We start from the raw sequence: 22,429 nt of genomic DNA, 5'->3' as shown, positions 1-22,429 counted from the left end.
CGCAGAATTCAGGCGCCGGTCCCGCCGCGGGGCCGCCTGCCCCCGAACGGCCATGTTGATCTACAGTGGATGCAGGTCGGGGAGGACGCCGCCACGTCCCCCCGGCCGCCGGGGCCCTGATCGGATAGCGTCCCAGGAGATGGACCCCTACCTGAACCGCGCCAGCCTCACGGCCGTCGCCGCGGGTGGCACGCTCGGAGCCCTGGCCCGCTACGGCATCGCCACCGCGTGGCCGACCGCACCGCACGGCTTCCCCTGGTCCACCTGGCTGATCAACGTGACCGGCTGCTTCCTGATCGGGGTGCTCTACTCCCGGGTCGAGCCGCGCCTGCCCCGGCTGTTCCTCGGCACCGGGTTCCTCGGCGGCTACACCACCTTCTCCACGGCGATCGTCGAGACGTCCCAGGCCGGGCTGGTCTATCCGGCGGCCACCCTGATCGGCGCGATGGTGGCGGTCGCGGCCGGAAGCGCCCTGGCCCGATGACCGTCCTGCTGGTGGCCCTCGGCGCCGCGGTCGGCGCCCCGCTGCGCTACCTGACCGACCTGATGTTGCGGAACCGGTTCGGGGCGGCCTTCCCGTGGGGCACTCTCACCGTGAACGTCACCGGTTCGTTCGTCCTCGGCCTGGTGCTCGGGCTGCCGCTCCCGGCCGGCGCGGTGGCGCTGCTCGGCACCGGGTTCTGTGGGGCGCTCACCACGTACTCGACCTTCAGCTGGGAGATCCTGACACTGACCCGGCGCTCCGAGATCGCGGCCGCGGCCGGGTACGCGGCGCTCAGCATCACGGCCGGAATGGGCGCCGCCTGGTTCGGCGGCGCCCTCGCTCAGACGGTCAGCTGACCGGGGTGAGCTCCCGCTCGATCCGGGGCTCGTCCGGCTGCGCGGGCGGCTCGTGGGCCACCTCCGGCAGCCAGCCCAGCCACTTCGGCAGCCACCAGTTCGCCCGGCCGAGCATCGCCATCACCGAGGGCAGCAGGACCGCCCGGATGATCGTGGCGTCCAGCAGGACCGCGGCGGCCAGGCCGATGCCCAGCTCCTTGGTGGCGGTCAGCGGCAGCGTGGCGAAGAGGGCGAACACCGCGACCATCACCACGGCCGCGCTGGTGATCACGCCGGCGGTCCGGCCGATGCCCTCGCGCACCGCGTCCCGCGTCGACAGGCCGCGGTCGTGGCCCTCGCGGATCCGGCTGACCACGAAGACGTGGTAGTCCATCGACAACCCGAACAGGATGACGAAGAGGAACATCGGGATCCAGTTGGTGATGCCCCCGCCGGAGACGAAGCCGAGCGGCTCCTCGAAGTGCCCGTACTGGAAGACGTAGACCAGCATGCCGTAGCAGGCCGCGACCGACAGCAGGTTCAGCACCAGCCCGGTGACCGCGACCACGATCGACCGGAACGACACCAGCAGCAGCAGGAACGCCAGCCCCAGGACGAACGCGAAGACCAGCGGCAGCGTCCTGTCCAGCTGCTCGTTGTAGTCGACGCCGCCCGCGGTGGACCCGGTGACCAGCGCCGTGGCCCCGTCGATCCGGCCGAAGGTGTCCGGCACGACCTGATCACGCAGCAGGTTCAGCGCGTCGACGGCGACACTGTCGCTCTCCCGGCCGGCCAGGCCGACCGAGACCACCGCGACGTTCCCGGCCGGGTTGATCTCGACACCGACCGGCTCGGCCAGCTTCCCGCCGCTGTCCCGGACCGCGGCCTCCAGCCCGGCCAGCGCCTTCTCGAACTCCGCGGTCTTGACCGAGTCGTCCTTGACCACGATCTGCGCCGGGGTGGTCTTGCTGGGGAAGGACTCGCCGATGGCGAGGAACGTCTGCACGACCGGCGCGTCCGGCGAGACGTCCTGGATGGCCTGGCCCCGGGTCTTCAGATCGAGGGCCGGGTAGGCCAGCGCGCCGAGCGCCGCGACGGCGACGATCGCGGAGATCAACGGCTTGGCGAGTACGACGTCGAGCAGCGCGTTCCAGACCCGGCCGTCACTGTTCCGCCGGTACAGGCCGGGGATCTTGAGAGCGTCGACCCGGTCGCCCAGCAGCGAGAGCAGGGCGGGCAGCACGGTCAGCGAGCCGAGCACGGCGGTGGCCACCACCAGGATGGTGCCGGCGGCGAAGCTGACGAAGACGACGTCCTGGGTGAAGAACATGCCGGCCATGGCGATCATGACGGTGAGCCCGGAGACCCAGATCGACCGGCCCGAGGTCTGTGCCGCGATCATCAGCGCCCGGTGCGGGTCGGCTCCCCGGCGGCGCTCGTCGCGTTCCCGGCGGATGTAGAACAGGCAGTAGTCGACGCCGACGGCCAGGCCGATCAGCAGCATGACGTGCGTCGTCTCGTCGACCGCGGGGGCGAACCGGCTCGCGGCCGCCATCAGGCCGATCGCGGCGACCACCGACATGATCGCCAGGAGGACCGGGAGCAACGAGGCGACCACCGCGCCGAAGGCGACCAGCAGGATGCCCAGCGTCACCGGGATGGAGAGCATCCCCAGCCGGTTCAGGCCGCCCGTCAGCTCCTCGTCGACGAGCTGGTCGGCGCTCGCCGAGCCGGCCTCGGAGATGAAGAGGCCGGGGTGGGCGCTCTGCACCCTCGCCACCGCGTCCAGGGCCGGGCCGACCCGCTCCGCCGCGGTCTCGGGGTCACCGGTGATGCTGAAACTGATCAGCGTCGACCGGCCGTCCGCCGACTGGATCGGCTCCTGCACGCCGGTGACGCCGGCGGTCGCACCCAGAACCTCGGTGATCTCGGCGGTGGCCGCCGTCCGGTCCGACTCGGCCCGGTTCTGGATCAGCACCATCTCGCCGGCCGGCTGCTCCGGGAAGCCGGCCGCCGCGACGATCCGGTCGGCGTCGCCGGAGTCCCCGTGCCCGGCCGTGCCCTCGTCCGCCTGCTTGGTCCCGATCATGCCGCTGAGAACGACGGTGGCGGCCACGAAGGCGATCCAGCCGAGTATGGCGAGCACCCGATGGCGGGCGCTCCAGATCGCGGCACGAGCCGCGATTCCCTTGACGTCTTCCCTGTTCTCCATGGAGAAGACGCTATGGACTCCGAAGTGGCCGAACGATATGGCGGCCACCCGGATCCGGGGTAGGGCTAGCCCTACGCCTGGAGGTAGGCCAGCACCGCCAGGACCCTCCGGTGCTGCTCCTCGTCCTGATGCAGGCCCAGCTTCGTGAAGATGTTGCGGACGTGCTTCTCCACCGCGCCGTCGGTGACCACCAGCGCGCGGGCGATCGCGGTGTTCGACATGCCCTCGGCCATCCGGCCCAGCACCTCACGCTCGCGCGGGGTGAGGCTGCGCATCGGGTCGTCGCGCCGGCGCCGCACCAGCAGCTGGGCCACCACCTCCGGGTCCAGCACGGTGCCGCCGTCGGCCACCCGGCCCAGGGCGTCGAGGAAGTCGCCCACCAGGGCGACCCGGTCCTTCAGCAGATAGCCGACCGCGCCACGGCGGTCGGCCAGAAGATCGTCGGCGTACGAGACCTCGACGTACTGCGAGAGCACGAGGATCGGGCTGCCCGGCACCGCGGTCCGGGCCTCGACGGAGGCGCGCAGCCCCTCGTCGGTGTGCGACGGCGGCATCCGGACATCCACGATGGAGACGTCCGGACGGTGTTCCTTGATCGCCTCGACCAGGGAGGGCCCGTCGCCGACGGCCGAGACGACGGTGTGACCGTTCTCCTCGACGAGGCGGATCAGGCCCTCACGCAACAGCACGGCATCGTCGGCAATCACCACACGCATGCCGCCATGCTGTCAGATCGGCAGGGCCGCCGTGAGCCGTGTGCCCGCACCCTCCGGGCTGTCCACCGCCAGCACTCCCCCGGCGGCCCGGACCCGGTCGTCCAGCCCGGCCAGGCCGTGCCCCTTGGCCAGGCTCGCCCCGCCCACGCCGTCGTCGCTGACCGTGACGATCAGGCCGGTGGCGATCCGCTGCACGCTGACCTGCACCTCGTTGGCGTGACTGTGCTTGGCGACGTTGGTGAGCGCCTCGGCCACCACGAAGTAGGCGGTGGACTCGACGGCCGGGTCGAGCCGGTCGATCGGGGGCGCGTCCAGGTCCACCGGGACGGTGCACCGGCTGGCCAGCGCGGTCAGCGCCGCCCGCAGGCCCCGGTCCACCAGGATCGGCGGGGCGATGCCGCGGGACAGGGCACGCAGCTCGTCGAGCGTCTCCCGGGTCTGGGTCAGGGCCTCGGCCACGATGGCGCGGGCCCGCTCCGGGTCGTCAGCGAACTGCTGCTCGGCCCGGCCCAGGTCCATGGCGAGGCGGACCAGGCGCTGCTGCGGGCCGTCGTGGATGTCGCGCTCCAGCCTGCGCAGCGCCACCGCCTCGGCCGAGACGGCCGCCGCCTTCTGCCGCTGCGCCACGTCGCGGGCCTCCTCGGCGGCGGCCACCTGCCGGCGCAGCTCCCAGGCGCCGATCAGCAGGCCGCGGGCGAAGTGCGCCTCCATCAGCGCGGCGGCGCGGACCACCCAGTACAGGGTGCCGGCGAAGAACATGCCGATGCTCACGTTGAAGAGGATCCGGGTGCCCATGCTGTCGTCGAAGCCGAGAAGCTCGTGCAGCTCGTAGTTGTCCGGCGGGTGCGGCAGGGCCCAGTCCCACAGCGGGTAGGTGAGCCCGGCGAGGGCGGCCGCCCACCAGGTGATGACGAAGCAGAACGCCAGGGTGCTCGGGATGAAACGGAAGATCGCGTGCACCAGGTCGAGCCAGGACTGCCCGTCGGCGAGCGGGCCGAAGGTCCGGCGCAGCAGCCCCTGGCCGCGGACCCGCTTGTAGGTCGGCTGCGGAATGCTCCGGCCCAGCACCGGAGCGATCCGGGCCCGCTCGGTGATGGCGAACCCGCGGGCGAACATCAGTGTGCCGACCATGATCGGCAGGCCGACCCAGATGACCACCAGGCCGGTGCCGAGAGCGAAGCCGGTGATGCCGACGACGAGAGCGATCAGGCCGAGCGGGAATCCGACCAGCACGTACTGGGTGTCGATCCCCAACTGGCGCAGGAACCGCCGGGTGGGATGGGGAGCGGGCGCCGGCCCCGCGTCTGTGGTCGTCATGCCCTAGACGCTAGGCACCGGCGCCCGCCCGTGCGATCCCGTTGACCACCGATCAGAAGGTAGGGATAACCCGACCTGTTCTCAGTGGTGGTCCGCCATGTGCTGGCGCAGCGGCACGATGAACGTGTCCGCGGCGGCCGCGGTGGACGCCGCCGAGGCCGACGACACCTTCCAGCTGCTGTGACCGGGCATGGCCGGGGTCTTCTTGCCGTACAGCCAGCGGGTCAGGAACGGCTTGAGGTTCTGGCCGGAAACCTTCGAGGCGAGGGCGATGAAGTCCTGCGTCGAGGCCGACTTGCCGCGGTACTTGCTGACCCACTCACGCTCGAGCTTGGCGAACTTCTTGGCGCCGATCTTCTGCTTGAGGGCGTAGAGGACGAGCGCGCCACCGGCGTACACGTTGGGGTTGAAGACGTCCCAGACCGACGCCGAGCCCTTCGGGCGGGCGACCGGGCCGTACTGCGCGCGCAGCATGTCGCTGGCCTGGTAGACGGACTTGAAGTAGGCGTCCGGGTTGGCGAAGCCGGTGTACTTCTTGAAGGTCTTCGTGTCGGCGGCGTAGAGCAGCTCGTACCAGGTGGCGTGGCCCTCGTTCTGCCACACGTCGCTCCACGACTTCGGGGCCACGCTGTCGCCGAACCACTGGTGCGCCAGCTCGTGCACCATGATCGGGTTCAGGATGTAGGCCGGTGCGCCGAACAGGCCGGTGTCGTAGAGCGAGAGGGTCTGGGTCTCCAGCGCGAAACCGAGGTCCGCGTCGATGACCAGCGACCCGTAGTTCTCGAACGGGTACTTTCCGACCTTCTTCGTCATGTAGGTCAGCTGGGCACGCTCGACCTTGGCCTTGGCGAGCAGTTTGCTCGACAGGCGGCGCGGGACCACGTCGCGGATCTGCACGCCGCCGACGGCCTTGCGGTTGTAGACCACGAAGTCACCGGCCACGATCTGGGCGAGTTCGCTGGCCATCGGCTTGGCCTCACGGTAGACCGAGGTGGTACGGCCGCCGGCGGTGGTGGTCTTGAGGTGGCGGCCGCTGGCCACGCCCCTCCAGCCGGACGGGACGGTCACCGAGATGGTGTAGGTGGCCTTGTCCCGCGGGTGGTCGTTGCTCGGGAAGAGGTTGTGCGACGTGTCCGGCTGGCCGGCGAGCACCGTGCCGTCCTTGGTCGCGATGAAGCCCTCCGGCGCGTCGCCGGTGGCCGAGACCGGGGTGGCGGTGAAGTTGTTGACGGTGACCCAGAAGCCCTTGTTCTTCGGCAGGTACGCCGACGGCGTGATGACCAGTTCCTCCCCGGACCGGCTGAACGTGGCCGCCTTGCCGTTCACGTAGACCGAGCCGACGCTGTTGCCGGCGAAGTCGAGGTTGAACCGGGACAGGTTCTGGGTGGCCACCGCGCTGATCGTGACGCTGCCGTTGACGGTCTGCGCCGGGTTCTTCGCCGGGTGGTTGAGCCGCAGGTTGTAGTTGGTGACGTCGTAGCCGCCGTTACCGAGCAGGGGGTAGAGCCGGTCGCCGAGGCCCGCCGAGCCGGGAGTGGCGCTGACCGCCGCGGACGCGGGCGTGACACTCCCGGCGATACCGACCAGAACGGCCGTGCTCACGGCCAGCGCCCCGGTCAGCCGGCCATTGATAATCTTGGACATGGCCGCGACGGTACGCCCCCGGCGCAACGTCGATCAACGACCTTACGACTGGACCACGGTGAGCCGGGTGAACTCGCTCGGCAGGTGGTAACCGTCCCAGACGGCGCCGAAGGTCAGGGCCGACCCGAAGGGCACGATCCGGTCCACCCCACGGCCGCCCAGCTCGGCCGCGAAGGCGTGCAGCTCGGCCGGGGTGAACCCGAAGTGGCTGACCGTCTGGTCCTGCCGGTTCATCGCCGGCACCAGGTCGGACAGCGAGTCCACCCGGGCGAACGGGAACGCGCCCGCGCCGATCCAGCGCCGGGGTGCCCGCTCGGCGCCGACCAGGGTCACCGCGGTCACCCGGTTGTCCGAGAGGTCCAGTTCGGTGGCGGCGCCGGTGGCGGCCAGCCCGTACGCGTTGACCCGCTTCTCCACCGCCATCGCCGCGTCGACCGTCCAGCCGCGCCTGCCCACCGCGTCGAGCAGCAGCTCCAGGAACTCGGCCCGGACCTGGGCCGGATCCCCGTCGCCGACCAGGAACACGGTCCGCGGCGACGAACAGGCCGCCTGGTCGAACCAGTACGCGTCGTTGGCGAACCCGGTCACCGCGGCCCGCCGGGCGGCCGGGTCGGCGGCCCGCCAGCCGGGCACCGACAGCACCGCCCAGGACGTCCGGTCCGGGAAGGTGAGGTCCCGCGCCGACGGCCGCAGCGGGTGCCGGCGGATGGTGTCCACCGCGGCGTCCCCGCCCCAGATGACCCGCAGGTCGCACCACCGGCTGAGGGCGGCCGTGACCGCGTCGTCGTACCCGTAGGTGACCATCCGCTGGGTCCGCCCGATCACCGGATCGCCGTCGACCGCGTTGAGCGCCTCCAGGATGGCCTCGGCCGCGCCCGCCGAGCGCGACGAGATCCGGACCACGTTGTGGTTGCCGGCCAGCGCCGACAGCGCCCACGAGTAGACGAAGATGGTGTCCACGTTGGCCGGGGGCAGATGGAAGACGTTGCCCCGGGGGAAGACCAGGGCGTCCGTGCGCTGCATGGCGGCGACCGCGCGGGTCAGCTCGGCCGGGCGCAGGAAGTAGCCGAGCGACCCCAGCTCCGGGAAGCGGCGGGCCACGGCCGGGGCGAGCAGCCGCCGGGCGAGCGCCGCGAGGAAGTCGACGACGCGCGGGTCGCCGACGGTGAGCCGGTCCTCCGAGGGGGCGGTGAGGTCGCTCTCGGCCCCGAACCTGAACCTCATGCCGCGCTCCGATACGTGTCCGAGCAGCCCCGGGCCTCGGCGCGCGGCAGCCGGCCGAGCACCGAGAACCGCTTGCCGGGCCAGACGCCGTCGTCGATGCCGTGCACCACGCCGAGGTCCTCGGTGAGCAGCACGTGCCCCGGGTACGACGTGGGCAGGGTGCTCACGACCTCCAGGAGGCCCGGTTCACCGGGCGGGAGCTCCGCCCAGGTCTCCGGGTCACGAACCACGACGTCCGCGAAGTCGGGGCAATACAGCGAACCACCGTCCGGGCCTTCAAGAAAGATCGTCCCGATCTGCTCGACCATGCCGTAGAAGTTGTGGATCCGGGTGAGTCCGGCCCGGCCCAGCCTTTCGCGGAACTCCTCCGGAGAGACGGCCTGATCGATCAGCTTCTTCCATCCACCGGAGTGGATCAGTATACCGTTGCCCAGGTCCAGGCCGTGCGCCCGCGCGGTCTCATAGAGGTGCAGCCAGACCAGGTAGGTGAACCCGAAGATCAGGAACGGCTGGTCACCGTGACGGGCGAGGAAACCGCGGATGCCCTCCACGTCGACCGCGCCCTCCTCGTCGAGCGCCCAGACGTGGTCACGTCCGAAGGTGGCCATGCCGAGCACGCCGGCGCCACGGGCGCTGAACGAGCGACGGTCCTTGAGGATCGATCTGGTGTCGACGATCAGCATCGGCAGGCGTTTCGGGCCGAGCACGGTCTGCAGGGTGGCGCCGAGCTGCCGGGTCTGGGCCGCGGCAGCGGCCTTGTCCAGATAGATCCGGCTGACGTCTCCCGTGGTCCCGCTGGAGGTGAGCACCTTGAAGACCTCGTCGTCCGGGATGCTCTTCAGCTCCAGGGTCTTGAAGAGCCGAACCGGCAGCCAGGGAAGATCAGCCACCGAAGCGGCGGACGAAAAGCCGCTGGCCGCCAGGATCCGGTCATACTCGGCGCAGTTCCGGCGATGATGCCCGACCAGATCGGACAAGCTCTTGAGCAGCAGCGGCTCGCGCTCGGATTGCGGCAGGGTGAAGACACTCACAGCGACGCCTCCAGCGCCCGGTAGTCGGTCTTGCCGTTGGGCAGCAGCGGCAGCACCTCGATCGTGCGCACGTCGACGCCGGTGAAGTGCGCTCCGAGCCACTCGGCGATCTTGGTGCGCAGCGCCCGGACCTCGTCCGCGGAGAGCCCCTCGGCGAAGACGTGGATCCGGTCGTCACCGGCCACGGCCGCGACCGGGAACTGCCGCTCCACGTCGTCCAGATTGATCCGGACGCCGAAGACCTTGCCCATCCGCTTGAGCCGGCCGGTGAGGTACAGGAAACCCTCGTCGTCGAGACGGCCCAGATCCCCGGTACGCAGGACGCCGCCCTGGTCGTCGCCCCGGGCCAGATCGGCGGCGGTCTCCGCGTACCCCATCATGACGTTGGGCCCGCGGTAGACGACCTCGCCGTCCTCGATGGTGAAGGCCCCGCCGGGCATCGCCCGGCCGACCGAGCCGAGCTTCCCGGCCAGGTGCGACGGTGGCAGACAGGCCATCCGCGGCGCGGCCTCGGTCTGGCCGTACATGACGAACATCCGCCCGCCGGCGGCCTCCATCCGGCCCGCGAAATCGGAGACCAGGTCGGTCCGCAACCGGCCACCGGCCTGTGTGAGGGTACGCACGAATGGGTGCTTCGCCGGGTCGAAACGCAGTCGCCGCAGCATCTCGTACTGGGACGGGACGAACGCCATCGAGGTGACCCGGTGCTCGTCCACCGCGGTCCAGAAGTCCTTCCGCATGATCCCGGTACGGTCCAGCACCACGGTCGCCCCGCGCAGCAGGTGCGAGTGCAGCACCGACAGCCCGTACGAATAGAACAGCGGCAGCGTGGTGATCGCGACGTCGTCCCCGGTGACGCCGAGGCTCTCGGCGACCTGTTCGGCGTTGGCCAGCACCGCTGAGCGGGAGAGCCGGACGAGTTTCGGGTCGCCGGTGGATCCGCTGGTGGTGAGCAGCAGCGCCAGGTCCGGGTGCACGTCGGTGGTGGTGTACCGGGCGCGCAGCGAGGTCTGGTCGGTCTCCGGGTCGAGCAGCAGGACCGGCCGGCCCAGCCGCAGCGCCGCCAGGTAGCGGGCGACCGCCGGAACCGTCGTCGGCATGCCCATGAACAGAGGCCCGCGTTCGCCGGGGGGCAGAGCAACGTCGATCATGGCCGGGGTCAGCATCTCGCCGGTGGCCGCGTCGACGACCCGGGCGTCGGGGTGGAGCAGGTTCACAGCGTCAGACCTCCGTCGACCCCGATGACCTGACCGGTGACGAACCGGGCCTGCTCGGAGAGGAGGAAGGCGATCACGTCGGCCACCTCCTCGGCGACGCCGAGCCGGCCGAGGGCGGTGTTCGCGATCCGTTCGGCGCGGCCGGCCTCGTCCAGGCTGTCCAGCATGTCGGTGGCGATGAACCCGGGCGCCACCGCGTTGACCCGGATGCCGCGCGGCCCGAGTTCCTTGGCGGCGGATCTGGTGAGCCCGGCTACGGCGGCCTTGGAAGCGGCGTAGACGGCCTGCCCGGCCGCCCCCTGGGTGCCGGTGATCGAGGCGGTCAGCACCGCGGCCGGGTTCTCGCCGCGGGCCAGCAACCGGACCGCATTCTGGAGGGTGTGGGCCGCGCCGGCCGCGTTCACCGCGAAGAGCCGCTCGATGGTGTCGTCCGCGGTCATGCCGAGCATGCCGGCGGCGTGTGTCCCGGCGTTGACGACCAGGGCGTCCAGCCGCTTGAACGTCTCGAAGGCCAGCCGGGCCAGGGCCCTGCTGGTGGCCGGGTCGGCGATGTCGCCGGCCGCGTGCACGACCGTTACCCCGAACTTCCCGGCCAGTTCGGCGGCAGTGTCGGAGACGCCGGCCTCGTGGTGGCCGTGCAGGACCAGGTCGTATCCCCGTTCGGCGAGGCGGTGCGCGGTGGCCCGGCCGATTCCGCGCGACGCCCCGGTGATCAGGGCGGCACTCACTTGACGTCCACCCCGTATTTACCAAGAATTTTCACGGCCTCAGCAAAGCTTGACATATTGATGACATCGTCCGTGTCAATCATTACCGAGAATTCATCTTCGATGGTCGCGACGAGTGACATGTGCGCCAGCGAATCCCACTTCTCGTTGTCCTGGTAGCTCAGGTCGTCCACGGGCGCGTCCGCCGGAAGATCGAGGGCGGTACGGAACGCCGCGCGTAGTCTCTGCAGCTCAGTCACGAGATAGCTCCAAGGTGGGGTGTTCAGAGGAAATCCACGATCCCGCAGGTTCCCGGTCGCCACGACCAATCCAGGCTGAACTGGAAATGAACTGATTGCAGCATTTTCCCGCTCTCCGGGAATTGCCGTCCGGGCTGGTTATGCTTCCGCCTCGTACCGGCCTTCCGCTCATCCCCCGGAGAAAACCTTGTCTGAAATCGCCGGCTCCTCGATCCTTGTCACCGGCTCCACCGGTTCCTTCGGCAAGGAATTCCTCAGGTACGCGCTGACCCACCTCGACCCGCACCGGATCGTGGTGTTCTCCCGCGACGAGCTGAAGCAGTACGAGGTCCGCCAGATGTTCGGCGACGACCCGCGCCTGCGTTTCTTCATCGGTGACATCCGGGACGAGAAGCGTCTCGCCCGGGCCATGCACGGGATCGACTACGTGGTGCACGCGGCCGCCCTCAAGCAGGTCGACACCGCCGAGTACAATCCGTCGGAGTTCGTCGCCACGAACATCAACGGCACCCAGAACGTCATCGACGCGGCCATCAACGCCGAGGTCAAGAAGGTGGTGGCGCTCTCCACCGACAAGGCGTCCAGCCCGATCAACCTGTACGGCGCCACCAAGCTGGCCGCCGACAAGATCGTGATCGCCGGCAACCACTACGCCGCCACCCACCCGACCCGGCTGGCCGTGGTCCGCTACGGCAACGTGATGGGCAGCCGCGGCTCGGTGGTGCCGTTCTTCCGGAGACTGGCGGCCGAGGGCAAGAGCCTGCCGATCACCGACAAGCGGATGACCCGGTTCTGGATCACCCTGGACCAGGCGGTGCGGTTCGTCGTCGACTCGTTCGACGTCATGCAGGGCGGCGAGCTCTACGTCCCGCGGATCCCGAGCATGCGGATCATGGACCTGGTCGAGGCGGTCGCCCCCGGCGCGCCCACCCACGAGATGGGGATGCGGCCCGGCGAGAAGCTGCACGAGGAGATGATCGCCGCCGACGACAGCCGCCGCACGCTGCGCTTCAAGGACCGGTACGTGGTCCAGCCGGTGGTCGCCAGCTGGGGCTACCAGACGCCCGAGGGTGGCGAGGAGGTGGCCGACGGCTTCAACTACCGCTCGGACAACAACGATCTCTGGCTCTCGGTCGACGAGATGCGCGACCTGCTCGCGGAGAACTGATGCTGCCGTACGGACGACAGTCGATCGACGACGCCGACGTGGCGGCGGTCGTCGCGGCGATGGGCAGCGACTGGCTCACCACCGGACCGCGGGTCGCCGCGTTCGAGGCCGACCTCGAAGCGGTCGCCGGGGCGCCATGCGTGACCGTCACCAACGGGACGACGGCGCTGCACGCGGCCTACGCGGCGACCGGCCTGACCGCCGGCGACGAGGTGATCACCACGCCGATGACGTTCGTGGCCACCGCCTCGGGCGCGGCCATGCTCGGCGCGACAGTGGTCTTCGCCGACGTCGAGGAGGACACCGCGAACCTCGACCCGGCCGCCGCCGAGGCCGCGGTCACGTCGCGGACCAGGGTGATCTCGGCGGTCGACTACGCCGGTGTGCCGGCCGACTACGACCGGCTCCGCAAGATCACCGACACGGCCGGGGTGTTCCTGCTCGGTGACGCGGCGCACTCCATCGGGTCCACCTACCGGGGGCGGCCGGTCGGCACGCTCGCCGACCTGACCACGTTCTCGTTCTTCCCGACCAAGAACCTCACCACCGGCGAGGGCGGGGCGGTCGCCTCGATCCGTCCGGAGCTGCTGGAGCGGGTCCGGGACTTCCGGACCGTCGGCTCGGTCCGCGACCCGCAGCGACTGCGCCGCGCCGACGAGGGTGGCTGGCACTACGAGGTGCACGAGTTCGGCCTCAACTACCGGCTGCCGGACGTGCTCTGCGCGCTGGGTTCGGCCCAGCTGCGGCGGCTCGCCGCGTTCAAGACCCGCCGTGCGCGCCTCACGGCACGCTACGACGAGCTTCTCGCCGACGTCCCCGGCCTGCGTCTTCCGGCCCGGCGTTCCGATGTGGACCCGATCAGGCACCTCTATCCGGTACGCGTGAAGGACGGCCGTCGGCGGGAGGTGTACGACCGGTTGCGCGCCGCCGGTATCGGAGTGCAGGTCAACTACATCCCGGTCTACTGGCACCCGGTCTTCGAGGACCTCGGTTACCGGCGGGGCATGTGCCCGGTGGCCGAGTCCTTCTACACCGAGGAGCTGTCCCTGCCGCTCTTCGCCGACCTCACCGACAGCGACCAGGACCGCGTGGTCGAGGCGCTGCGCGGGATCCTGGGGAGCTGACGGGTGCACCACGGGAACCACTACTACGGGCACGCCCAGGTGCTCGCCGGGTACTGCGGGCTGGACCCGGACGATCCGCCCCGGATCGAGGGCTACCTCCAGCACGGCTGGAACGTGCTGGACGGGCTGGGCGGGGGCACGCCGTACGCGCCCGGCTCACCGATCTTCGTGTGGTCCGAACGGACCCGCCGCCGGGCCTGGTCGATGGGCCGCCCGCTGGCCACCGTGACCGGCGCCCCGTTCCTCTATCTGCTCCGATCCGAATCGGACAGGGCGGACGAGGGCGAGCGCGAGGGCACGATCTGGTACCCGTTCCACGGATGGGAGGGCCAGCAGGTCAGCGGCGACCACCTGCGCCTGATCGACGAGATCACCGCGACCGAGGCCGGCCCGGTCACGTTCTGCCTGTACTGGAACGAGTACCGCGACGACCGGATCCGGGCCGCCTACGAGCACGCCGGCCGGGTCGTCTGCCACGGCTACCGCGGCTACATGCGGCGGCAGACCGACGCCCGCTTCCTCCACAAGCAACTCGCCGAGCTGCGCCGGCACCGCCGGGTGGCGTCGAACCGGCTGAGCACCGCGATCCTCTACGGCGCCGTGGCCGGGTGCGCCCCGGCCGTCTACGGCGACCCGATGCACCTGGCCGGGGAGGACACCCCGACCGCCGAGCGGATCCGCCGGGAGTGGCCGGAGCTGCACGGGACCGGGCCGGACCCGGACCGGGCCCGGGCCGTCGCGCTGGCCGAGCTCGGGGACGGTCACCTGGCGTCGCCGGCCGAGCTGCGCGCGATCCTGGGCTGGCCGTCGTGATCACCCTGATCGGCGGCGAGATGCCGGAGTACGCCGAGCAGCGCCCACCGGCCGGCGGCCCGCTCTACCGGCGGCTGATCGACCGCCTGCCCACCGGCATCCGGGTGCTGATCGCCGGCCCGCACTCCGGGGCGCTGGTCCGGGCGGTGGCCGACCGTCGCGAGGTCACCCTGCTGCTGCGCTCCCGGCCGGACGCCGAGCGGGTGGACGTCCGCGACGTACGGGTGCTCTGCGGCACGCTGTCCAAGCTCGCCGACACCGACCGGTACGACGCGGTGATCGCCCTGGACGGCACGGGCCGCCTCCACTCGCCGGAGGGCCCGCCGCTGGACTGGGTGGAATCGGTCCGGGTGCTCAAGCGGGCGTTGCGTCCCGGCGGCACGCTGCTGCTCGCCGTGGAGAACGAGCTGGGCGTGCACCGCCTGGTCGATCCGGGCACCCCGACGGCGGCCCGGGCCGGGGACGCCTGGTCTCCGCTCGGCGAGTTCGGCAGCGCGCCCGGCCGTCCGGACCGGCTCGCCGCCGCACTCGGCGCCGAGGGACTGCCGGTCGCCGCGCTGGCCGCCGTCTGGCCGCTGCCCGAACACCCGGCCCTGCTGGCCACCCCGGAGACCCTCCGGTACGGGCCGCTGGACGCGCTGGCCGCACTGGCTTCGGCGGCGGCCGCTCCGGCGTACCGGGAAAGGTCCGTCCTGAGCGATCCCCGCCGGCTGGCCGCCGCGGCCGTGCGCCGCGGCCTCGGCGCCGAGCTGGCGCCCGCCTGGCTGGCCGTCGCCCAGCTCGCCACCCGCCCGGGCCAGGCCGTCCCGCTCCCGCCGGCACTGATCGCCGGCCCGGGCGGCGCGGTCACCGAGCTGGTGAAGAGCCCGGACGGCACCTGGTCGCGCCGGGCCGTGCAGGGCCCCGGGGAACTGACCGGGCCGCTGCCGTCCGGCCGGCTGCTGGAGGAGCGGCTGCTCACCGCCGCGCTCGGGCACGACCTGCCGGGCCTGCGCCGGCTGCTCACCGGCTGGATGACCGAACTGCCGAACGTGCCGGCCGGGAACGTGCTGGTGGACGGCGACCGGTACGCCCGGCTGGACCCGTCGGCACCGGACCGGGCGGACGCGCTGGCCCGCTTCGCACACACGCTGGCCACCGGCGGCTACCACCACCCGTGGCCGGGGGTCACCGACGTCGCCCGGCTCACCGACGTGCTCGCCGGGGCGGCCGGGCTGACCACCGCGCCGACACCGGCGCCCACGGCCGGCGACGAACTGCCGGACATCCGGCGGCGGCACGAGGAGCAGCTCGACGCGGTGCGCCGCCGGCTGGCCGACGCCGAGGACCGCGTCCGGTTCTACGAGGTGGAGCTCGGCAAACGCGAGGCCGAACTGGGCCGCGCCAAGGTGCAGATCGCCGCGTTCAGCGGCTCCCTGGGATATCGCGCCGCCAAGGCGGGCCTCGGCATCGCCCGGGCGGCCCGCAACCGGATCCGGAACAGAGGCAGGAAATGACGACGCTCGGCATCATTCAGGCCCGGATGGGCTCCACCCGGCTGCCCGGCAAGGTGCTGCGCCACCTCGGTGGCCGGACCGTCCTCGACCGGGTGATCCGCGCCGCCCGGGAGAGCGGCGTCCTGGACGACTTCGTCGTGGCGACCACGGTCGAGCCGGACGACGACGCGGTCGCCGCCGAGTGCGCGGCGATCGGGGTGGACTGCTACCGCGGACCGGTCGACGACGTGCTCACCCGTTTCCTCGGCGTGCTGGAGACCCGGTCGGCCGAGCACGTCATGCGGTTCACCGCGGACTGCCCGCTGCTCGACCCGCGGCTGGTCGCCCGGGCGTACCGGGTGTTCGAGGCGGCCGGGGCGGACTACCTGACCACGTCGATCACCCGGACCCTGCCGCGCGGCCTGGACGTCGAGGTGGTCCGGGCGGCGGTCCTCAAGGAGATCGACAAGCTGGCGTACGACCATCACCGCACCCACGTGACGTCGTACGTCTACACCCACCCCGCCGAGTTCGACGTGATCGGCCTGACCGTGCTGCCGGACCTGTCGCACCTGCGGCTCACCCTGGACACCGAGGACGACTGGCGGCTGATCGAGGCGATCGTCGGCCACTTCGGCGACGCCCCGGTCCCGGTCGCCGCCATCGCCGGCTGGCTGGGCGGCCGCCCCGAGCTGGCCGAACTGAACGCGCACATCCGGCAGAAGGAGCTCGAGCAGGCATGATCTCCGTGGGGATCCGGTGTGACGCCGGACCGCGTACCGGGGTGGGCCACCTGGTGCGGTGCGTGGCGCTCGCCGAGGAGCTGACCGCCCGCGGGGTGGACGTGCACTTCCTCAGCGACCTGGGCGGGCTGGAGTGGGCCGCCGCGCAGCTCGACCAGCGCGGGCTGCCCTGGCATCCGGCGCCCTACGACGAGGTGGGACTGGTCGCGGCGGCCGAACGGCTGAACCTGGACGCGCTGGTGGTGGACTCCTACACGCTGCCGCCGTCGCACAGCCGGGCGGTCCGCGGCACCGGCCGGACCGTGCTGGCCATCGTGGACGGTGACCCGCGCGGCCAGGACGCGGACATCTACGTCGACCAGAACCTGGACGCCGCCCTCGACATCGGGGACGTCCGGCTAGCCGGGCTGGACCATGCGCTGCTGCGTGCCTCGGTGCGGCGGTTGCGGCCCTCTTCTGCGCCGGTGCACTCGAATGCCCGTACGCCCAAGGTTGTCGCGTTCTTCGGCGGAACCGACGCCTACCGTGCCGCGCCGCAGGTGGCGCGACTGCTCGCCTGGACCGCGGCGCCCTTCGACGCCACCGTCGTCGCCGCCGACGACGGACTGCGCACCGAACTGCTCGCGGTCCCGCCCGGCGAGGGCCAGACCCTGCACGTCATCGAACCGACCGACCGCCTGCCCGAACTGCTCGCCGACGCCGATCTGGTGGTCAGCGCGAGCGGCACGTCGACGTGGGAGCTGCTGTGCCTGGGCCGGGCCGCCGCGCTGGTCTGGGTCGTCGACAACCAGAAACGGGGGTACGAACGGACCGTCGCCCGTGGCTACGCGGCCGGCCTGGGACGTCTCGGGGAGCTGGGCGGGGAGGCGGTGACCACGCTGCGCCGGCTGCTACTGAACCCGGGCGATCGGACCGCCCTGGCCGTCCGCGGATGGGCCGCGGTGGACGGCCGGGGTGTCGAACGGGTGGCGGACAGCCTGCTCAGGGAGCGGTCACCTCGATGACGACCTTGCCGACGGCATGGTTCTCGACGGCCTCGTGCGCCTCGGCGACCCGGTCCAGCGGGAACCGGATGATCGGCAGCCCGGCCTCCTCGCCGACCCGGAAGGCGCCCGTGTTGGCCGCCTCGGCGACCGCCGCCACCGCGTTCGCCTTCTGCTCGGGTGTGGTCGTGTAGGTGAGCACGAAGTCGAGGCTGACGTTCTTCAGCATCGCCTTGAAGCTGGGCACGCTGAACTTCCCGCCCACGTAGATGGCGATGTTGCCGCCCGGGGCGATCACGTCCAGGTCGAGGTCGAGGTTCGCGGTGTTCACCTCGACGATCACGTTCGGGCCGCCCGGGCTCAGCTCCCGGACCCGGGCCGCGACGTCCTCCTCCCGGTAGTCGATCACCGCGTCGGCGCCGGCGGCGAGCGCGAGGGCCGCCTTCTCCTTCGTGCTGACCGTGGTCAGCACGGTGGCGCCGGCCCACTTGGCGAGCTGGATGGCCGCGTTGCCGACCGCGCCCGCGCCACCGGCGACCAGCACGGTCCGGCCGTCCAGCGCGCCCGGGACCAGCCGGGCCGGGCCGTCGGTGGCCAGGGTGAGGCAGCGGTGCGCGGTGAGCGCCGGAATGCCCAGGTCGGCGCCGACCTCGAACGGGATGTCGTCGTTCATCCGGACCACCTGGTGACGGGGCAGTACCACGTACTCCTGGGCGGTGCCGTTCGCGCGGCCGAACCCGGCGTCCCACACCCACACCCGGTCGCCCGGCTCAAGATCGGAGACGCCCTCGCCGAGGGCGTCGACCACACCGGCCCCGTCCTGGTTCGGCACCCGGGGTGGGGCCACCCCGTCCGGCACGCCACGACCGGCCCGGGTGCCGGTGTCGGTGGGGTTCACCGCGGAGAGAACGATCCGGACGCGGACCTCCCCGGCGGCGGCCAGCGGCAGACCACGGTCGACGAGTCGGAGGACGGAAGCGGGGCCAGTTTCGGGGAAGACGGCGGCACGCATGTCTCTCACCCTATTCGCGCTCAGTGATCCATCTCGGTTGCCGAACAGGAGTAGTGGGCGGTGATCGCCGGGACGGGGTTTCATGACTCTCCTTCGACCCATCCCGGCAACCGCTTTCAGGCCACCGTCGCCGTGCCCAGCACCTTCCCCTCGCGGTCGGTGATCAGGATGGCGTCGACCTCGGCCGCCTTCACCGAACTGGCCCCGGTCAGCTTCGCCTCGCCGTCCAGCGTGTCGCCCCAGGCGGCGGCCTGCTCGGTGGCGCCGCCCTTGGTGCGCACCAGGCACAGGAAGGGACCGTTCCCGGATATCCGGCTCACGTCCAGCCCCACTTCGACACCCCACTTCTTCGGGGTGATCGACGCCTGGCCGGTGAGCCCGCTGCCCGGCGCCGGCTGGAACCGCGCGCTGATCAACTGCACGCTGGGCAGCGCCTCCGGACCTCCCGGGGTGCCCTCGCCGGTGTTCGTCATGATCCCGTAGCCGATCGCGGCGGCCGCGATGAGCGTGACCGAGGCGGCGGCCAGCCACCGCACCCGGTTCACCCGGGTCTGCTTGAACTTCTGCTGCCGCATCCGGCTGAGCAGGTTCTCGATGTTCTGCGGGCTCGGCCGGGCGGCCGGTGAGACCGCGAGCGCCGCGCCGCCACCCAGGTGCCGCGCGTCCGGCAGACTCTGCAGCATTTCCGGTACGGGGGAGAGCCGGTCGAGTTCGGCCCGGCACTCCGCGCAGTCGTGCAGATGTTCGTCGAGCCGGTCGGTGTCCGCCTCGTCCAGGCCGCCCAGGAGATATCCGCCCAGCAGACGATGCAGAGCGCCGTGCTCGTCAAGATCGCTCATCGCAACATCCCCATCTCCTCGAAGACGGTTCGCAGTGCGCGGACGGCGTAGTAGGCCCGGGATTTGACGGTGCCCTCCGGCACCGACAGCTTCCGCGCCGCGTCCGCCACGCTCTGCCCCTCGTAATACATCGCCTGGATGACCGCCCGGTGTTCCGGCGAGAGGCGTTCCAGAGCCTCCGCCACCAACCAGCCTTCCACCATCTGATCGACATTGTCCGCCGACGGCACCGAGTTGACCGCGTTCTCGTCGGCGACCAGCTTTGGCCGGCGCTGTTCGGCCCGCCAGGCGTTGGTCACCACGTTGCGGGCGATGGTGAGCAGGTACGACCTGGTCCGCCCCGGTTCCGGGTCGAGGTGGTCGATGTGCTTCCAGGCTCGCAGAAGTGTCTCCTGAACCAGGTCCTCCGCCTTGTGCCGGTCGTTCACGTACCGGGAGACGAAGTTGATCAGGACGGCATAGTGTTCGGTGTAGAGCGCGGTCATCAGTTGCTCGTCGGGGTTCACCCGTCGCTTCATCGGCGCCAGCTCTCCCCTCGGGTTCGGCCCGGCCACCTCGATGTACATCGTGGCATGTGGACCGGTTCAAGGACCGCCCCGGAAAACCGGAAAACACCGATGCCCGGCACCCTCCAGGGGCCGGGCATCGAGTCTGGGGATTCAGGTCAGCAGGATCCGGGGCCGCCGTACCGGAAGGTCCGGGCGCTCAACTTGGTGACCGTGTAGAGGTCGCTGGTGCTGCGGATGTGCATCTCCGCCGCGGGCCCGTTGAGGTAGGTCAGGCTGCCGACCCGGGCGGCCGTCGTGTCGTTGCCGTCCCTGCCGTTGCCCATCTGGGTGCAGGGGGTGGCGGTGGCCGCGGCCACCTCACCGAAGACCTGGACCAGGCCGGTCTTGGAGAATTTCACGGTCGGCCACAGCCACTCCGGGAAGTAGCCCACCCACTCGGTGTCGTAGGCGATCCACCAGGCCCCGTTGAAGTACTGGATGCCGAACCGCTTCGTGATGTCCTGCGGCAGCGTGTCACCGGGCCGGATGTTGTCGCTGTACTGCACGAAACCGCAGCCGTTGTAGCAGGTCGGCTTCCGGTCCACCCAGTGGTAGACGAACAGGTGGGGATCGTCGTCGCCGTTGACCACACGGTCCACGTTCCAGCCGACCTCGACGATCTGGGCGCCGTCGGCGGACTGCACGGCCAGCTCGGCCAGCGTGTGGTAGTCGGATCGGGCCAGGACCGGCCGGCTGATCGTCAGGTTCGCGTACGCCCCGTCGGAGACCGCGGCCTGCGACCCGACGTTGTAGAGGAAGTGGACGGTCGGCCTGGCCGCGGCGGCGGTCGGGGTGGGGCTCGGCGGCTCCGGCGGCACGACCGTGGTCGTCTCCTTCTTGAGCACCCCGGAACGCGTGGAACGGCCCTTCGGCGCGTACTCCTCCTCGGCCTCCTCGCCGCTCGCGTCGGGCGCGGCCGCGTCCAGCCCGGCGGCCTTCAGCGCGCCGCTGCTGGCGCCGTCGCGCCCGGTCTGGATCTCCTGGGGCCGCTGACCCCAGGGCAGCTTCGTCGGCGGGGCCTCGACCGGCGGCTCGCCACCCTCCGCCGGACCGGGGTCGGCCGGCGCAACCGCGGGGACAGTTCTCTCCGGGATCTGCTCCGCACCCGCGTTGAGGGTTGAGACGACTCCGATGGAGCCGACCACGGCTGCGGTTAGGCCGGCGGCGAACAGCCCGCGGCGTGACTTCGACACGTGTCCGTCCTCGGTGTGGGGGCATCGGAGGCGGGGTGCGGCGGCCTCCGGCGACCGGTTCTCGGCGGCGCTGGTCACCATATAGCCATCTCGATTGGGCAGGGACCGCCTGAGCAGCGGATTCTGTCGAAACGGCCGATCGGGGTAGGCCGATCTGGTGACAGACCACCCAAAAATCTCGACACAGCGTGGCGACATGGTCGCTCAACGCTGTTTTTCGCACCACGCCTCGAAAGAGGCATACCTCGCCAAGCCTCTTTCGAGGCCGAAGCCTCCGGCGGATTCGCCCCACACGGGTGACGATCATGTGATAAAACCTATCTGGTCTATAGGTTTTGTATGCCTGCCGGGAGGCTGCCGTGTCCGACCATCTCGCCATCGCGCAGTGGTACTCCGCCACCGCACACGACTGGGCCGTCGCGCCCCGCTTCAATCCGGTGGACCGCTGGTACCACCGGCTCGCGGTGGCCGACGGTCACGAGGTCTGGTTGCTCACCTGGCTGCCCGGACAGGCCACCGAGATCCACGACCACGGTGGCTCGTCCGGCGCGTTCTTCGTGCACAGCGGCGATCTCACCGAGGACACCGTGTCGACGGCCGGCGGCCGGCCCCGGATCGTCTCCCGGGAGCTGGGTGAGGGCGTGGGCCGCCGGTTCGGCGGCCACCACATCCACCGGATCGTCAACAACGGCATCCGGCCTGCGGTCAGCGTGCACGTCTACGGTCCGGCGCTGACCAGCATGACCAAGTACCGGCTCGGGCCGGACGGCCTGGAGGTCCTGACCGTGGAGCGGGCCGGCGCCGAGTGGTGAGCCCGGCTACTCCGGGTAGACCACGCCGGAGCGGCCGCTGTACAGGTTCCGGGTGCCGTCCAACCGATGGCCGGTGTTCGGCGCGTCCAGCCAGACGATGTAGGCGGCGCCCGGGGTCAGCCCGGTGACCGTGGTGCTCATCGCGCACCCGCTGCCCGGCGCCACCTCCTGCCACACCGGTTGCGGCTGTGGGCCTTTCACCAGCTTCTGCGGCACGGCCGCCACCCGGTAGTTCGAGTTGAACTGGGTCGGCCAGTCGACCTTGAGCGAGCCGGCGCCCGGGGTCACCCGGACCGGGATCAGCGCCGGGTCGGTCCGCGGCCAGAGCTTCGTACACCTCGGGTCGGGGGTGGGCACGGAGAGCGAGACCTCCGGTGTCGGGCTGGGGGCGCCCATCGTGACCGACGGGGACGGGGTCGCCTGCCCCTGCTGCACGAGCAGCCAGGACTCGCCGTCCCGCGCGGCGCCCTCGGTCGTCGCGGTGCGGTCGCCGAGGCCCAACGCGGCGCAGCCGCCGAGCGTGAGCGACGTCGCCGCCAGCGCGATCGCGATCCTGGTGTGCCGCACGTGCC

Annotated in this window: 23 protein-coding genes; 9 read left to right on the top strand and 14 right to left on the bottom strand. The window is 71.2% G+C overall.

From position 1 onward, the window contains the following. Positions 1-139 precede the first annotated feature (139 nt). A complete protein-coding gene (locus IEZ13_RS34995; RefSeq protein ID WP_183225279.1) occupies positions 140-484 on the top strand; it encodes a fluoride efflux transporter FluC in 345 nt (114 codons plus the stop codon). Beyond that, positions 481-840 (top strand): fluoride efflux transporter FluC, encoded by a 360-nt coding sequence (locus IEZ13_RS34990; protein WP_183225280.1) that lies wholly within the window; start codon positions 481-483, stop codon positions 838-840. Before IEZ13_RS34995 ends, IEZ13_RS34990 begins: the two co-directional genes overlap by 4 nt. Here the strand turns inward: IEZ13_RS34990 and IEZ13_RS34985 are convergent. From IEZ13_RS34985 to IEZ13_RS34945, 9 genes are all read right to left on the bottom strand, one after another. Then, positions 833-3,031, bottom strand: coding sequence for an MMPL family transporter (locus IEZ13_RS34985; protein ID WP_183225281.1), 2,199 nt, complete (start codon positions 3,029-3,031; stop codon positions 833-835). The genes IEZ13_RS34990 and IEZ13_RS34985 overlap by 8 nt on opposite strands. 71 nt (positions 3,032-3,102) lie before the next feature. Next, a complete protein-coding gene (locus IEZ13_RS34980; RefSeq protein WP_183225282.1) occupies positions 3,103-3,747 on the bottom strand; it encodes a response regulator in 645 nt (214 codons plus the stop codon). 12 nt (positions 3,748-3,759) lie between these two features. Next, positions 3,760-5,064, bottom strand: a complete 1,305-nt coding sequence (locus IEZ13_RS34975) for a sensor histidine kinase (RefSeq protein ID WP_183225283.1) — start codon at positions 5,062-5,064, stop codon at positions 3,760-3,762. Positions 5,065-5,145: 81 nt separating this feature from the next. Next, positions 5,146-6,708, bottom strand: coding sequence for a M1 family metallopeptidase (locus IEZ13_RS34970; protein WP_183225284.1), 1,563 nt, complete (start codon positions 6,706-6,708; stop codon positions 5,146-5,148). A 42-nt stretch (positions 6,709-6,750) separates the two neighbouring features. Next, a complete protein-coding gene (locus tag IEZ13_RS34965) occupies positions 6,751-7,932 on the bottom strand; it encodes an acyl-CoA reductase (RefSeq protein ID WP_183225285.1) in 1,182 nt (393 codons plus the stop codon). Continuing rightward, positions 7,929-8,963 carry a LuxE/PaaK family acyltransferase gene (locus IEZ13_RS34960; RefSeq protein WP_183225286.1) on the bottom strand — a complete coding sequence of 345 codons (1,035 nt, stop codon included), beginning with the start codon at positions 8,961-8,963 and terminating at the stop codon, positions 7,929-7,931. Before IEZ13_RS34960 ends, IEZ13_RS34965 begins: the two co-directional genes overlap by 4 nt. Next, positions 8,960-10,129 (bottom strand): AMP-binding protein, encoded by a 1,170-nt coding sequence (locus IEZ13_RS34955; RefSeq protein WP_183225486.1) that lies wholly within the window; start codon positions 10,127-10,129, stop codon positions 8,960-8,962. The genes IEZ13_RS34960 and IEZ13_RS34955 overlap by 4 nt, the downstream gene beginning before the upstream one ends. Positions 10,130-10,176: 47 nt before the next feature. Beyond that, on the bottom strand, positions 10,177-10,908 hold the full coding sequence (locus tag IEZ13_RS34950; protein ID WP_183225287.1) for an SDR family NAD(P)-dependent oxidoreductase: 732 nt from the start codon (positions 10,906-10,908) through the stop codon (positions 10,177-10,179). After that, the gene (locus tag IEZ13_RS34945; RefSeq protein ID WP_183225288.1) at positions 10,905-11,147 is read right to left on the bottom strand and encodes an acyl carrier protein; all 243 of its coding nucleotides are present in this window, start codon (positions 11,145-11,147) and stop codon (positions 10,905-10,907) included. The genes IEZ13_RS34950 and IEZ13_RS34945 overlap by 4 nt, the downstream gene beginning before the upstream one ends. Before the next feature lie 187 nt (positions 11,148-11,334). Here IEZ13_RS34945 and pseB point away from each other — a divergent pair, with 187 nt between their 5' ends. From pseB to IEZ13_RS34915, 6 genes are read left to right on the top strand one after another with little or no spacing between them, the layout of a single operon-like run. Then, on the top strand, positions 11,335-12,315 hold the full coding sequence (pseB, locus tag IEZ13_RS34940) for a UDP-N-acetylglucosamine 4,6-dehydratase (inverting) (RefSeq protein ID WP_183225289.1): 981 nt from the start codon (positions 11,335-11,337) through the stop codon (positions 12,313-12,315). Then, complete coding sequence (locus IEZ13_RS34935; protein ID WP_183225290.1) at positions 12,315-13,439, top strand: DegT/DnrJ/EryC1/StrS family aminotransferase; 1,125 nt, start codon at positions 12,315-12,317, stop codon at positions 13,437-13,439. The genes pseB and IEZ13_RS34935 overlap by 1 nt, the downstream gene beginning before the upstream one ends. 3 nt (positions 13,440-13,442) lie before the next feature. Then, a complete protein-coding gene (locus tag IEZ13_RS34930) occupies positions 13,443-14,252 on the top strand; it encodes a hypothetical protein (RefSeq protein ID WP_183225291.1) in 810 nt (269 codons plus the stop codon). Then, positions 14,249-15,748: a hypothetical protein gene (locus IEZ13_RS34925; RefSeq protein WP_183225292.1), complete on the top strand. Its 1,500-nt coding sequence runs from the start codon at positions 14,249-14,251 to the stop codon at positions 15,746-15,748. Before IEZ13_RS34930 ends, IEZ13_RS34925 begins: the two co-directional genes overlap by 4 nt. After that, positions 15,745-16,470 (top strand): cytidylyltransferase domain-containing protein, encoded by a 726-nt coding sequence (locus IEZ13_RS34920; protein ID WP_183225293.1) that lies wholly within the window; start codon positions 15,745-15,747, stop codon positions 16,468-16,470. Before IEZ13_RS34925 ends, IEZ13_RS34920 begins: the two co-directional genes overlap by 4 nt. After that, a complete protein-coding gene (locus IEZ13_RS34915) occupies positions 16,467-17,474 on the top strand; it encodes a PseG/SpsG family protein (protein WP_183225294.1) in 1,008 nt (335 codons plus the stop codon). Before IEZ13_RS34920 ends, IEZ13_RS34915 begins: the two co-directional genes overlap by 4 nt. On the opposite strand, the gene IEZ13_RS34910 is transcribed toward IEZ13_RS34915, so the two are convergent. The 4 genes from IEZ13_RS34910 to IEZ13_RS34895 all read right to left on the bottom strand — a co-directional run bounded on the left by IEZ13_RS34910 (position 17,452) and on the right by IEZ13_RS34895 (position 21,045). After that, positions 17,452-18,465 (bottom strand): NADPH:quinone reductase, encoded by a 1,014-nt coding sequence (locus IEZ13_RS34910; RefSeq protein WP_183225295.1) that lies wholly within the window; start codon positions 18,463-18,465, stop codon positions 17,452-17,454. The two genes, IEZ13_RS34915 and IEZ13_RS34910, sit on opposite strands and share 23 nt — an antisense overlap. A 116-nt stretch (positions 18,466-18,581) precedes the next feature. Then, positions 18,582-19,304, bottom strand: coding sequence for an anti-sigma factor family protein (locus tag IEZ13_RS34905; RefSeq protein ID WP_183225296.1), 723 nt, complete (start codon positions 19,302-19,304; stop codon positions 18,582-18,584). Next, complete coding sequence (locus tag IEZ13_RS34900) at positions 19,301-19,870, bottom strand: sigma-70 family RNA polymerase sigma factor (RefSeq protein WP_229795410.1); 570 nt, start codon at positions 19,868-19,870, stop codon at positions 19,301-19,303. Before IEZ13_RS34900 ends, IEZ13_RS34905 begins: the two co-directional genes overlap by 4 nt. Before the next feature lie 98 nt (positions 19,871-19,968). Continuing rightward, complete coding sequence (locus IEZ13_RS34895; protein ID WP_229795408.1) at positions 19,969-21,045, bottom strand: neprosin family prolyl endopeptidase; 1,077 nt, start codon at positions 21,043-21,045, stop codon at positions 19,969-19,971. 359 nt (positions 21,046-21,404) lie between these two features. On the opposite strand from IEZ13_RS34895, the gene IEZ13_RS34890 reads away from it, so the two are divergent. Further along, on the top strand, positions 21,405-21,857 hold the full coding sequence (locus IEZ13_RS34890) for a cysteine dioxygenase (protein ID WP_183225299.1): 453 nt from the start codon (positions 21,405-21,407) through the stop codon (positions 21,855-21,857). 6 nt (positions 21,858-21,863) lie between these two features. Here IEZ13_RS34890 and IEZ13_RS34885 read toward each other — a convergent pair whose 3' ends face one another. Next, complete coding sequence (locus IEZ13_RS34885; RefSeq protein WP_183225300.1) at positions 21,864-22,424, bottom strand: hypothetical protein; 561 nt, start codon at positions 22,422-22,424, stop codon at positions 21,864-21,866. Between the last annotated feature and the right edge of the window lie 5 nt (positions 22,425-22,429).

The organism is Actinoplanes campanulatus (assembly GCF_014647795.1).
GTDB lineage: Bacteria > Actinomycetota > Actinomycetes > Mycobacteriales > Micromonosporaceae > Actinoplanes > Actinoplanes campanulatus.
The sequence above is the reverse complement of the archived record's forward strand: the minus strand, read 5'-3'. Positions and strand labels throughout refer to the sequence as shown.